Below are 12685 nucleotides of genomic sequence, written 5' to 3' on the forward strand. Positions count from 1 at the left end.
TCAGAGGACTAACTGCGTTATTTGGTGAGGCGCTGGCCCTTCGCGTCGTAAGCGATGAGGGGGGTCAGCACGTACGGCGACTCCACCTGGCCAGGGTCGAACCAGAAGATGACGACCGACGGGTCCACGCTCCACGGGACGGCCTTGGCCTCGACCGGTTTCCCGCGGACGGTGCTGGTGATCCGCGCCGCCGGACCCGAGAAGTAGCCGAACACGGGCACGAACGTGCCCCTGATCAGGTCGCCACCGTCCACGGCGTGGAAACCGAACGACCGATCGGATCCCTTGAACTCATTGGCGGCCAGAAGCGCGTCGTAGTCGCCGGTCCCGTTCCGGTACGCGACCTGCAGGCCGAACCTGACGTCCGGCATCTGCGGCTCGTCGATCGCGAAGGCGTGGATCACCAGCTCACGGCCACCTTCACCCTTGATGCCGAGCGGGATCGCCTCGCCGAAAGGCCGCTCCGGCGGGGCCTCGGTGACCGTCGGCGCCGGAGCAGGTGCCGACGGTGCCGGGGGCGCGCCGGCGGCGGGCGGAAGCGGCTGCTGTTCGGGCGAAGAGCCCTTGAGCGCGACCGCGCCGACGATGACCAGCACCGTCACCACGGCGGCCGCGAGTCCGCCCCCGCCGGTCGCGAGACGGCGACGACGGCGGATCCGCCTGCCCTTGGCCATGATCGCGCCGAGGTCGGGCTCGGCGAACCCCTCGGCGGGCGGCTCCCGCAATGCCGAACGCAGCGTCTCGAGGTCGGTCATCGTCCGAGCCCCCCGATCAGTTCCGTTCCGTCCTCCGCGGTGATCCGCAGCTTGGTCAGGGCGCGGGAATTGGTGCTCTTCACGGTGCCGATCGAGACACCCAGCTCGCCGGCCACGTCGGATTCCTTCAAGTCGAAGAAATGCCTGAGCACCACGACGGCCCTTTCCCGGTCTGTGAGCGTACGCAACGCGTCAAGCAGCCATTTCCGCTCGACGACGGCACCGGCGACGTCCAGGCCGCTCGGCTGCTCGGGGATCTCCTCCGTGGCGTTCTCGCGGATCGGGCGCCGCCAGCCGTCGATGACGTGGTTGACGAGGACCTGTCGCGCGTACGCGTAAGCGTCCTTACGGCGTACGCGCGACCAGGCCGCATACGTTTTCGCGAGCGCGGTCTGGGTGGCGTCCTCGGCCTGATGACGATCGCTGGTCAGCAGGTAGGCGGCGTGCTGAAGACGGGACGCCGAGTTCCGCACGAACTCGACGAACTCGTCATCGCCGCGAGCCACCCTGGTCCTCATCTCCGTTCGACGGTTGACCACCGGAAAGGTTGCCTCGGCCACCGACGAAGGAAGGCTACCTCGGTCCCAGATGACGCAGGACATCCTCTTCGGGCTCGACCGCGAAACCGGAACTCAACCCGATCGGGCCGGTGAGCCCGCCCTCGGCCTTGAACCGGATCTTGCCGTCGTCGCCGCGCGCGAAGCCCGCACCGAGCTTCGCCCCGACCCCGACCGACACCTCGGGTTTGACCTTGGTCAGCAACGGGCCCAGGTCCGCCTCGTGTTCGGGGCCTGAGATCTTCGCGCCCAGCAGCGCGGAGGCCTCGAATTCCGGGATCAGCATCTTCGAGAACTTCAGTTCGAGTTTCCCGTCGGCACCGACGCTGTATTCGCCACCGGCGGTCCCGTCCGGGAGGTACCAGGTTCCCTGCGCGTAGAACCGGTGGCCTTCGATCGAGAAGATCTTCCCCTTGCCGTCGAAGCCTTCGACCTTCAACCCGGCGCTGTCCGGGGTGATCGCGTCGTTGAACGCCTTGACGACGGGCTCGAGGTACTTCATGGCCATCTTGCAGCCGTCGTTGCACCAGGACGGGGCGACGATGTCGTAACCGCCCCACGGCGGCGGCGTTGCCTGCTTCTTCAGACTCACCGGTTTGACGGTCGGGATCGAGGTCGCCGTCGCGGGCCGGACCGCCGGGGTTACCTTCGCGGCTCGGACGGGTTCGGCTGTGGGCTCGTTGTTGTCGTCTCGGTCCTCGTCCTTGTCGCGCGCTCTGTTCTTGCCCTTGTCGTCCTTCTTGTCGCGGGCCTTGTCATCGTCCTTGTCACGGCGCTTGTCCCGGCCTTCGTCTTCGTCCTTCTCTCGGTTCTTGTGACGGTCCTTGTCCTTGTCGCGGTCCTTCTTGGCGTCGCGCTTCTTGTCGTCTTTCTTGTCGTCGTCGCGGTCCTTCCGATCGTCCTTCTTCTCTTTCTTGTCGCGCTTGTCGTCCTTCTTGTCGTCGCGCTTCCGGTCGTCCTTCTTGTCGTCGTCGCGATCCTTCTTCTCGTCCTTGTCGTCGTCCTTCGACCTGTGGGACTTCTTGTCGTCCTTGTCCGGCCGGACGTGGGTCACCCGCTTCTTCGCCGGCGCCTTCTTCTCCTGCTTCTGAGGCGCCGCAGGGCGAAACTCTGCCCTGCTTTCCACTTTCTTCCCGCCGCCGTCCGGCGTACAACCGCCACCGGTACTCGCGAACTTGTTGCACGGCTGGGCTGTCGCCGCGCCCGCGCCCACCAGACCGAAGAAAACCGTGAACGCGGCACCGGTCAGTACCTGTCCCACGACTCGGGGTGCGTTTCCCGTCATGCCAACCGTCCTTTCAGCTGGTTGGAGCACCACGCTGACAGGCACCGGTTCATCACCGGTTCAAGGACGATTCATTCCGGGCTGAAGCTTCAGTCCTTCCGGCGGATGAGCCGGAGCGCGACGACGATCCCGGCCGCGACCACGGCGACCGCGAGGACGATCCACACCCAGGACGGCACCAGGTCTTCGGGAGTGGTCTGGTCGGCCTGCGGCGCAGGGGTGGCGCTGCTCGCCGGGGCCTGGCTGCTCGGCTGGCTCTGGCTGCTCGGGGCCGCCGCCGGGGCGCTGAGGTTGAACTTCACCGAGCCGCTCGCGGCGTGCGAATCCTCGAACGTCACCTTGTAGCGAAGGGTGTACTCGCCCGCGGGCCCGACGGCCTTGACCGGCGCCGTGACGACCGTTCCGGCGACCTCCGCCCGGCCGACCGTCCAGGACGCGTTCTCGGGGCCGGTGATCTGGATCGGGTTGTCGTCGGCGAGGGTGACCGGGCCCGAGAAGGTCAGCTTGACCTGTGTCGGCGGCGTCGCCAGCGAAGCGCCCCTCGCCGGGTCACTGCTCTTCAGCTCCGAGTGGGCCAGTGCCGGGGACGCGGCACCCAGCAGGGCCAACCCGGTGACCAGCAACGACGCACCGAACCGCTTGAACCTCATTTGACACCCTTCGCCCGGCGAACTCTCGGTCGAGCCTAGTAGCCGGGCGCGGGAAGGGCGTTGGTTCCGGCTCGGCTAGGGCCGCTGCGCGTGGCGGGTGGTCAGCGCGTCGAGATCGAGAGTGAGCGGGGTGCCGTCGAAGTCGAGACTCACCTTGCCGGTGTGCTCGCCGAAGTTCTCGTACTCGCCGTCGATCAGGCGGTAGGTGGTCATGCTCGCCGGGTCTTCGAGGTCGACGATCCAGTAGTGCTCGATACCCACTTCGGCGTATTCGGAGAACTTGGTGACCCGGTCGGTGCGGACGGTGCCCTCGGACAGCACCTCGATGACCAGCCGTACATCCGAAGCCGCGTACCGTGCCGGGTTCCTTTCCACGAGCTCGGTCGCCGCGACGAGAACGTCCGGGACGCGAACCGTCAACGGGAGTTCCGAGACGATGAACTCGGCTTCCGAAAGGGCCATAAGCGCTTCAGGCAGTTGTTCGTTGAGCAGGTAGCCCAGGCGAGTGACCGCGAGCTGATGGAACGACATCGGCCGGGGGGCCACGACCAGCACTCCTTCGACGACTTCCACGCGGTGCTCCGGGTCTTCCGGCAACGCGGCCCAGTCGTCGAGCGTCAGGAGGCGGTGAGGCCACTGCACGACACTCATCGAACTCCTCCTTCGCCGGTGATCACCAGACCATCTTCCCACGATTTCCCGAGAACGTATCAGCGCGGAAAGTGGTGAATCATTACGGTGCGGAGTTGCGACGAAGCAAGGCGCGCATCGGAGTGCACCATTGTGATCCTGTGTTTCCGCAGGTCATCTACCCTTTCGAGAACGAAAGAACCCTGGGTTCTTGACTGTCGGCGCGCTCTCTACCCGGACGGAAAGAAACGCCTGGTCACGATCGCCCCACATTGGCTGCGTTCCCGACGTGCACAGATCGAGGGGAATCCTCACCACCACACAAGCTCACGAGGGAATGCAGGCAACCGGTCACACAGCTTTCAGGTGTCGGCGAGCAGGCCTTGTGGTGCAAGATCCCCACCGACGGCCCGGACCTCAACATTCTGGTGGCCGTGGGAAAGCGTAGCCATGGCGAAACACGGGTCGCGACGCTGTACATGTACGAGACCAGAACCGACGTCTACGCCTCGCTGGCGAAGCTGATGGCCGACCGGCTCTGACTACTCCGTGAAGTCGCCTGCCGGGGCGCCCCAGGACCCCGTCGCGTCCCCGCGCTCCTCAGCCAGCGCACGCCGCCGCGCGTTCTCGGCGCGCACACGCTCCACTTCGGACTGGATGTACTCGTCGTCGTACTTCTGGAACACGCGCGCGGGGTTGCCCGCGACCAGGGTGCGCGGCGGGACGTCCTTGGCGACCACGGAATTCGGCTGCACGGTGGCGAAATCGCCGATCGTGACGCCCGCCATGATCACCACGAGGCCGCCGATGAAACAACCTTTGCCGATCTTCACGGGTTTGCGCTCGATGAGGTCGCTTCCGGAGTGGTTCTGCAGCGTCATGTTCGCGAGCCAGCTGGAATGCGTGAAGATCAGCGTGTTGAGCCCGATGCTGGTGTGCTCGCCGATCTCCAGCCCGCCGCTCGCGTCGAGCGCGGCGCCTTCGCCGATCCAGCAGTGTTCGCCGATCTTCAGGTTCTCCGGGCTGATGATCTTGACCCGTTCGCGGACCCTCGTCGTCTCCGGCAGTCCGTAGAACTTCGCGCGTTCGGCGTCGTTCATGTACTGCGAGACGAGTTCGGTCAGGATCTGCGGGCGCAGGCGGTTGCTGCGCTCGTCATCGAAGAACATCGGCCTCGGTCACCAGTTTCTCGAAGGTACGCAGGTGTTCTTCGGCGACGACGTCGAGGCCGAAGTTGGCCCGCACCATCGCGCTTTCCCGCTGTGCCACCAAAGCCCGCTTCTCGGGGTCGTCGAGCAGGTCGATGACGGTGTTCGCCACCGCCTCGCTGTCGTCCGGCCGCACCAGCAAAATGTTCTCGCCGTTGCGCAGTTCGATACCCGGGTAGTTGTCCTCGGTGACCGAGGCGATGGTGGCGGTACCCGAGAGCATCGCCTCCAGCGACGCGGTACCGCAGCCGCCGTTGAGGTCGTGGGTCACGATGTCCGCGGCGGCGAAGTACGCGGGGACGTCGGCCTTCGGCACGGCGCCGGTGACGATGATGGCGTCCGCGACGCCGAGTTCTTCGGCCCGCTTCAAGAAGACGTCGTGGTAGACGCGCCCGACCACGACCACCTTCACATCGGGGTGCTTGTCCAAAATGGACGGCAGCGCCTCGACGAGCGGGAGCCGGTTGCGCAGCGGGATCACGTGTCCGAGCGAGACGATCACCGGACCGTCGCCGAGCCCGTGCTCCGCCCGGACGTCCTTCGTGAGCGGCTTCTCGAAGTTCCCCGTGTCGACGGCGATCGGGAAGTAGTCCGAGTTCGCGTCGCTCGTGCCGTAGCGCTCGACGCAGTAGTCGACCCCGAGCTTGTCGAGGATGACGTAGCGCGGCTTGAGGTAGCGCAGGATCGGGTTCACCAGGACCCTGTCCAGGAACCGGAACACGCCGCCGTACAGCTTGTTGTCGCTGATCAGCAGCGTGTGGATGGTCAGCAGCATCGGCAGCTTGTGCCGCCGCGCGTACAGCCCGGCCAGCCACGACAGGTCGAAGAACTGCCCGTGCAGGTGGACGGCGTCCGGTTTGAACTCGTCCAGCAGCTTCCACAGCCGCCGCCAGTTCCCCGGCCGCAGCGAGGCGAAGCTCATGTCGAAGTCGATCGACAGGCCCAGCTGCGGCATCTTCACCGCGGGCAGGCGGACGACGCGGTAGCCGTCCTTCGTCTCGTCGGCCGGGGCGTCGGCGTAGGCGGCGGTGATCGCGAGCACCTCGTGCCCGCGCGCCGCGTACTGCTCGGCCAGGGACGCCGCCATGTGCGCGCTTCCGCCCACCCTCGGCGGGAAGAAGTTGTTCACCACGGCGATACGCATGGGGCGGCTCTCCCCTGGCCCGGCGGTCATCCCTCCGAAGCCTTCACCAGTTCACGCATGCCCTCTTCCACGGTGATCTTCGGCTCCCAGCCGAGGATCTCGCGGGCACGGGTGATGTCCGCGGCGCGGCGCGAGACCAGCACGTCGCGTTCGTTGAACTGCGGCTCGACGTTGACGCCGACGGCGTCGATGAGGATCTTCGCCAGCGTCGCGATGGAGGTGTCGATCCCGGTGCCGATGTTGATCGGCAGGTTCGCCTTCTCCGACTCGAGCGCCGCGACGACGGCGCGGGCCAAGTCCGTGACGTGCACGAAGTCCATCGACTGGTCGCCGCGGCCGTCGATGATCGGCGGCTGGCCGGCGCGCAGGCGCTGGATGAAGTGGTTGATCACCGACGTGTAGTAGGCCTCGATCTTCTGGCCGGGGCCGTACACGTTGAAGAACCGCAGCGCGTTCCAGGACAGGCCCTTGGTGCGCTCGTAGAAGCCGAGCATGTCCTCGCCGGCGCGCTTCGAGATGCAGTACGGCGTGAGCGGCTTGAGCTCGTCGTCCTCGTGCATCGGCAGCCGCTTCGGGTCGCCGTAGACGGACGCGGTCGAGGCGAACACCAGCCGCTCGACACCCTCGTCCGCCGCGGCGGCGAAGACGTTGTGGTTGCCGACCATGTTGATGTCGATGGACTCGTGCGGGTCCGCGACCGACTTGTTGATCGACACGGTGGCGAAGTGGATGACGTGCGTGCAGCCGCGCATGGCCTCGCGCACGGCGCCGCCGTAGCGGACGTCCTTCTCGACCAGTTCGACCTTGCCGGTGGCGACGAACTCGTTCATCCGGGCGCGGTCGCCGCGGGTCATGTTGTCGAAGACACGGACGGTGTAGCCGCCCTCGATCAGCATCGGGATGACGTGCGCGGCGATGAAACCGCCGCCCCCGGTGAAGAAGACCTTCTTGTCGGGCATTTCTCTCCTAGCTCGGCAGTGCGGCGCTGACGGTCCCGATGACCCGGTCGACCTGGGCATCGGTGAGGTTGGCGTGCATCGGGATGGCGAGATGACGGGCGAAGAGGTCCGCCGATACCGGCAAGGTCTGCTTCTTGCCGTAGATGGGTTGGAGGTGCGAGGCGTACGTGCCGAAGTTGCACTGCACGCCCTGTTCACGGATCCGCAGCGCGAGCGCGTCACGGTCGATCTCCGGGGCCACGGTGAGGATGTAGGCCTGCCACGGGTGCTCGCGGTCCGGCAGTTCCACCGGGACGTCGAGACCGGGCAGGTTCTCGAACGCCTCGTGGTAGCGCTTGGCCACCGAACGGCGGGCCGAGAGCAGATCCGGGAGCCGGTCCAGCTGCACGTTCATGATCGCGGCCTGCACATCCGAGAGCCGGAAGTTGTAGCCCAGCTCGTGGAACTCCGGGATCGGCAGGGCGCCGGAACCCTCGCGGGTGATGGCGGGCTCGATGCCGTAGGTGTGCAGCTTGCGCGCGTGCGCGATGAGGTCTTCGCGGTCCGAGACCAGCGCGCCGCCCTCACCTGCGGTGATGCCCTTGCGGCCGTGGAAGGAGAACGCGGCCAGGTCGGCGAGGCTGCCTGCCGGGCGGGACTTGTACGTCGCGCCCGCGGCGCAGGCGGCGTCCTCGAACAGCCACAGGCCGTGCTTGTCGGCGATGGCGCGGTACTCGTCGAAGTCCCCGGGCTGGCCGGCGACGTCGACGGCGAGGATGCCGACCGTGCGCGGGGTGATCAGGGCTTCGATCGACGCCGGGTCGGCGCTCCAGACGTCGGGGCGGATGTCGGCGAACACCGGTGTCGCGCCGGCCTGGAGCACGGCGTGGCCGGTGGCGGGGAACGTGTAGTCGCCGACGATGACCTCGTCGCCCGGCTTCACGCCGAGCACACGCAGCCCGAGGAAGAGTGCCGAGCCACAGTTGCTGGTGGTCAGGGCGTGCGCGGTGCCGACGGTCTTCGCGAAGCGTTCCTCGAAACGACGGCACGCGGGGCCGGCGCCGGCCAGCCAGCCGGACCGGAAGACCTCCGCCACGGCGGCGAGTTCTTCGTCGCCGACGGTCGGCTGACCGAGGACCACGGGTTCCTGGTTGGACATACCTCTCCCATTGCGTGGGGACCCGGCGAAGTGTATAGACGCCGATCGGCGTAGTTCGGGCGGGCTGGATCCGCCCAGGTCAACGACGCCCTACTCTTCACCCCATGCGATTCCGCGTTCTGGGGGCGACGGAGGTGCGCCGCGACGACGGCACCGCCGTTCCGATCGGCGGGCCCAGGGTCCGGACGCTGTTCGCGTTGCTCGCGCTGGAGGCCGGCCGGGTCGTCCCGGCGGAGCGGCTGATCGACGGTCTGTACGGCGAGCAGCCACCCGAAGGCGTGGCGAACGCGCTGCAATCGCAGGTCTCACGGCTGCGCGGCGCGCTGAAGGAACTCGCGCCCGTCGAGTTCAGCCCGGCGGGTTACCGGCTCGCCGTGGATCCCGACGACGTCGACGTGCACCGATTCGAGCGGCTCGCCGCCGAGGGACGACGCGCTCTCGCGGCGGGAGACGCCGCGAAGGCGGCGGAACTGCTTCGCGACGCTCTCGCGCTCTGGCGTGGCCCGGCCTTCGCGGACATCACCGACGCGCCGTTCCGGGATCCGCAGGTCACCAGGCTGAACGAGCTGAAGACGTCGGCGATCGAGGACCGCGTCGAGGCCGAGCTCAAGCTGGGAAGACACGAAGACGTCCTCGGCGAGCTTCGCGAGGTCATCGACGAGCAGCCGCTGCGGGAACGGCCCCGCGCGCTGCTGATCCGCGCGCTGCACGCCGCGGGACGTCAGGCCGACGCGCTCACCGTGTTCGACGACGCCCGCCGCGTCCTCGCCGACGAACTCGGTACCGACCCCGGGCCGGATCTCGCCGCCGCGCATCTGGCCGTGCTTCGTGGTGAGACGCCGCCCGTCAAAGCCACGTCCGCGGCCCTCCCCGCCCAGCTCACCAGCTTCATCGGCCGCGAGGGCGATCTCCGGCACGTGCTCGACAGGCTGGACGGCTCGCGGCTGGTGACGCTGACGGGCCCCGGTGGGGCGGGCAAGACGCGGCTGGCCATCGAGACCGCGGCCGCCGTGGACCTCCCCGCGGTCTTCGTCGAACTCGCGCCCTACACCGAAGACGCTGACGTCGCGCACGCCGTGCTGACCGCGCTCGGCCTGCGGACGGTCCCGCTCGGAACGGTCACCGCGCCGGTGGAGAACGCGCCGCTGGAGCGGCTGATCGACGCGCTGTCCGAACGGGCGGTCCTGCTGGTGCTCGACAACTGCGAGCACCTGATCGAGGCCGCCGCGAAACTGGCCGCCCGGCTGCTCGGCGCGGCCCCCGCGCTGCGCGTGCTCGCCACCAGCCGCGAACCGCTGGGCATCACCGGCGAGGTCGTCTCCCCCGTGCCGCGGCTCGCCGTGCCGCCGCCGGGAACACCGCCCGGCCGGTCGCTGGAGTTCGCCGCGGTCCGCCTGTTCGCCGACCGGGCCCAGGCGAGTGATCCGGGCTTCGTGGTCGACGACGAGACCGCGGGCGACGTTCAGCGGATCTGCGCCGCGCTCGACGGGCTGCCGCTGGCCATCGAGCTCGCCGCCGCGCGCGTGCGGACCCTGCCGGTCGGCGAGATCGCGTCCCGGCTGGATGACCGCTTCAGGTTGCTCTCGCGGGGCAGCCGGGCAGCCGAGAGCCGTCATCGCACCCTTCGCGCTGTTGTCGAGTGGAGCTGGGACCTGCTCGACGAGGACGAACGCCTGCTCGCCAGGCGGCTGACCGTCTTCGCGGGCGGTACGACCCTGGCCGACGCCGAAGCGGTCTGCGCCGTGCCGGACGTCGCGGAGCTGCTTCCGTCTCTTGTGGACAGATCGCTGGTCGAGCGGACCGGGGACCGGTACCGGATGCTCGAAACCATCCGAGCCTTCTTCGCCGGAAAACTCGCCGAAGCGGGCGAAACCGAGCGGCTGCGGCGCGCGCACGCCGAGCATTTCCTCGCCCTCGCCGAGGAAGCCGATCCAATGCTGCGCACCGGCGACCAGCTGGTCTGGCTCGCTCGGCTCGACGCCGCCTACGACGATCTCCTGGCCGCGTTGCGCTGGGCCGCCGAAGCCGACGTGCGGATCGCGCTCCGGTTTTCGGCTTCGCTGGTGACGTACTGGTGGATGCGCGGTCGCCGGTTCGAGGGCTCGACGCTGTGCTTGGAGGTGGTCAAACGGCTCGGCGAGCGGGCGCCGGACGGTCTCGAAGAGGAGTACCAGCTCTGCGTGCTCACCGCCGCCGCGGGACTGCGGGGCCACGAGGCGCTCGACCGGCATTTGCCGCTGGTGGACGGCCTCATGCTGAGCCTCGTCAAGGCGCCCCGGAACCCGGCGCTGCTGCTGTTGATGGGTGTCGTGACCGGTCCGCCCGGTGACGACGACGCGCTGATCGAACGCAGCCGGGTGCTGCTGGCGAACAGTGACGCCTGGAGCCTCGCCCTCGCGCCGACCGGTTACGGCCTCCGCGCGCTGATGCAGGGCGATCTCGACACGGCGGAGGAATTCCTGCGCGAGGGGGCGCTGGCGTTCCGCTCGATCGGGGAACGCTGGGGCCTTTCGATGGCCCTCGACCATCTCTCCCAGGTCCTGATCTGGACGAACCGGCAGGCCGAAGCCCTCGAAACGATGAACGAGGCCCTGCGGTTGATGCGGGAACTCGGCGCGTCCGACGACAACGCGGACCTGCTGTGCCGTCGCGGCGGCAGCAAGCTGCTCCACGGCGACGCGGCGGGAGCGCGGGCGGATTTCGAACTGGCCATCGAGATCGCGCGCCGGTCCGGGATGCCCGAAAGCCGGGCGGCCGGGTACGTCGGGCTGTCGTTCCTCGCCCGGCACGAGGGCGATCTGGCGGCGGCCCGCGCGCTGAGCGAACGCGCGCTCGCGGAGTGCTCCGGTGGTTCTTTCGCTGCCGAAGGGGTGCGCGCCGGAGCGAAGATCTCCCTCGGCTGGGTCCTCGCCGCCGAGGGCGACCTCGACGGGGCCGAGGAACTGCACCGGCTGGCGCTGGTGTCGGCGGACCGCTGGAACGACAGCACCACCATGGCCTGCGCCGTCGAGGGTCTCGCCGGGGTCGCGCTGCTGCGGGGCGACGCCGAGCGGGCGGCGGTCCTGATCGGCGCGGCGGTGACCATCCGGGGCACCCCGTTCGCCGTCGATCTGGACGCCGCCCTGCTCAGGACGAGCGTGCGGGAGCGGCTCGGCGACGACTTCGACCGGGCTTACCGCCGCGGGCTCGGCCTGCGGGGTGCCACTCAGCTGGCCGGGCAAACGTGACGGCTCTGTCGGTCGTGAAGCCCCGGCCCGGCATAACGCGTCGCGAAAGCCACTTTCGGGACATCAGACGTCGCGAAAGTGGCTTTCGCGACACGCCAGCTGACCCCGTACTCCTCACTGAGCACGGGTCAGCTGCGTGCCCTGCGGCGCGAAGCGGCCGACGGCCTCGGCGAGGAGCCGCTGGTCGAGTTCCGTGTCCTGGACCGCGACGTACAGCGGTGCCGCGTTGACCGGGACCGCGCCCAGGCGGGTCATCCCGGGGCCGACCGGGTCGATGGTGAGCCGGGTGACGTCACGCCACGGCACGACCGTCCGCTCGATCCGGACGCCGACCGCGTCCAGTTCGAAGAGCACCCACTGCTGGTCGTGCAGGGACTTCACGTAGCCGATGGCCGCGCAGCCGACGGCGATCGCGATGATCCGCAGCACACCGGGCCCCTCCAGTGAGCCGACCAGTGCGATGAAGCCGAGGACGGCCACGACCATTCCGGACAGTTTCGCGGCGCCGACCAGGCCCGCGTTCGGTTTGTGCACCCGGAACCGGACGGCGCGCATCAGGTGTTTGGTGAGCAGCCCGCCGCCGATCGCCGCGGCCAGCCCGAGCATCGTCACCACCAGCGAAACCGGGGAGAAGTCGGCAACGACGTTGTAGCCGGCGACCAGCGCGACGAACCCGCCGACGACGGCCAGCATCAGCGCGAGCTTGCCTTTGCGCACGTCCTGCTCGCGGCGTTGGAGGGAGGCCTGGTCGGGTGCGGCGAGGAAGCCGCCGTCGATGTTCCTCATCGGGCGTCACGCTGCGCTTCGGTAGCCGCACGACGGTCACGCTGGCGGCGGTCGAGGACGTACAGCAGCGCGCCGGCGCCGGCGCTCACGGCGGCGTAGAGCAGGTCCTGCAGACCGTCGTCCGGGTAGCCGGTGGAGAACTCGACCATCGCGAGCGCGAGGAAGAGGACGCTGATGACCGCCCCGCCGATGATGTACACCTTGTTGCTGAGCATGGTTTCCCTCGTTCGTCGTTGCCTGGTGGGACCACTTTCGCGCGGGGCACATGACATTCCGATGACAAGCACCGACAGACACTGACGAGCGCTGACAGCGTTCGGTGCGTGGACGGTCAGCGGCGGCGGAC

Annotated in this window: 12 protein-coding genes; 1 reads left to right on the forward strand and 11 read right to left on the reverse strand. The window is 68.5% G+C overall.

Annotated features, from left to right (window positions below; all coding sequences use genetic code 11):
* Positions 1 to 17 precede the first annotated feature (17 nt).
* The 9 genes from ACFVM3_RS01825 to ACFVM3_RS01865 form a co-directional block, all read right to left on the reverse strand.
* Positions 18 to 755, reverse strand: a complete 738-nt coding sequence (locus ACFVM3_RS01825) for a hypothetical protein (protein WP_378434648.1) — start codon at positions 753 to 755, stop codon at positions 18 to 20.
* Positions 752 to 1261 carry a SigE family RNA polymerase sigma factor gene (locus tag ACFVM3_RS01830; RefSeq protein WP_378434650.1) on the reverse strand — a complete coding sequence of 170 codons (510 nt, stop codon included), beginning with the start codon at positions 1259 to 1261 and terminating at the stop codon, positions 752 to 754. The genes ACFVM3_RS01825 and ACFVM3_RS01830 overlap by 4 nt, the downstream gene beginning before the upstream one ends.
* A 67-nt stretch (positions 1262 to 1328) precedes the next feature.
* Positions 1329 to 2597 carry a hypothetical protein gene (locus ACFVM3_RS01835; RefSeq protein ID WP_378434652.1) on the reverse strand — a complete coding sequence of 423 codons (1269 nt, stop codon included), beginning with the start codon at positions 2595 to 2597 and terminating at the stop codon, positions 1329 to 1331.
* A gap of 89 nt (positions 2598 to 2686) precedes the next feature.
* Positions 2687 to 3247: a copper resistance protein CopC gene (locus ACFVM3_RS01840; RefSeq protein ID WP_378434654.1), complete on the reverse strand. Its 561-nt coding sequence runs from the start codon at positions 3245 to 3247 to the stop codon at positions 2687 to 2689.
* A gap of 75 nt (positions 3248 to 3322) precedes the next feature.
* Complete coding sequence (locus ACFVM3_RS01845; RefSeq protein WP_378434656.1) at positions 3323 to 3898, reverse strand: Uma2 family endonuclease; 576 nt, start codon at positions 3896 to 3898, stop codon at positions 3323 to 3325.
* A 521-nt stretch (positions 3899 to 4419) separates the two neighbouring features.
* A complete protein-coding gene (locus tag ACFVM3_RS01850; RefSeq protein ID WP_378434657.1) occupies positions 4420 to 5046 on the reverse strand; it encodes an acyltransferase in 627 nt (208 codons plus the stop codon).
* Positions 5033 to 6229: a glycosyltransferase family 4 protein gene (locus ACFVM3_RS01855; RefSeq protein WP_378434659.1), complete on the reverse strand. Its 1197-nt coding sequence runs from the start codon at positions 6227 to 6229 to the stop codon at positions 5033 to 5035. Before ACFVM3_RS01855 ends, ACFVM3_RS01850 begins: the two co-directional genes overlap by 14 nt.
* 26 nt (positions 6230 to 6255) lie before the next feature.
* Positions 6256 to 7188, reverse strand: a complete 933-nt coding sequence (locus tag ACFVM3_RS01860; RefSeq protein WP_378434661.1) for an NAD-dependent epimerase/dehydratase family protein — start codon at positions 7186 to 7188, stop codon at positions 6256 to 6258.
* 7 nt (positions 7189 to 7195) lie between these two features.
* Entirely contained in the window at positions 7196 to 8326 is a 1131-nt protein-coding gene (locus ACFVM3_RS01865; protein ID WP_378434663.1) for a DegT/DnrJ/EryC1/StrS family aminotransferase, read from the reverse strand.
* A 104-nt stretch (positions 8327 to 8430) separates the two neighbouring features.
* Here ACFVM3_RS01865 and ACFVM3_RS01870 point away from each other — a divergent pair, with 104 nt between their 5' ends.
* Entirely contained in the window at positions 8431 to 11553 is a 3123-nt protein-coding gene (locus tag ACFVM3_RS01870; RefSeq protein WP_378434664.1) for a BTAD domain-containing putative transcriptional regulator, read from the forward strand.
* A gap of 114 nt (positions 11554 to 11667) precedes the next feature.
* Here ACFVM3_RS01870 and ACFVM3_RS01875 read toward each other — a convergent pair whose 3' ends face one another.
* Entirely contained in the window at positions 11668 to 12339 is a 672-nt protein-coding gene (locus tag ACFVM3_RS01875) for a hypothetical protein (RefSeq protein WP_378434666.1), read from the reverse strand.
* Positions 12336 to 12554 carry a hypothetical protein gene (locus ACFVM3_RS01880; protein WP_378434668.1) on the reverse strand — a complete coding sequence of 73 codons (219 nt, stop codon included), beginning with the start codon at positions 12552 to 12554 and terminating at the stop codon, positions 12336 to 12338. The genes ACFVM3_RS01875 and ACFVM3_RS01880 overlap by 4 nt, the downstream gene beginning before the upstream one ends.
* Positions 12555 to 12685: the final 131 nt, after the last annotated feature.

The organism is Amycolatopsis sp. NPDC057786 (assembly GCF_042797905.1).
In the GTDB taxonomy this organism is placed as follows: domain Bacteria; phylum Actinomycetota; class Actinomycetes; order Mycobacteriales; family Pseudonocardiaceae; genus Amycolatopsis.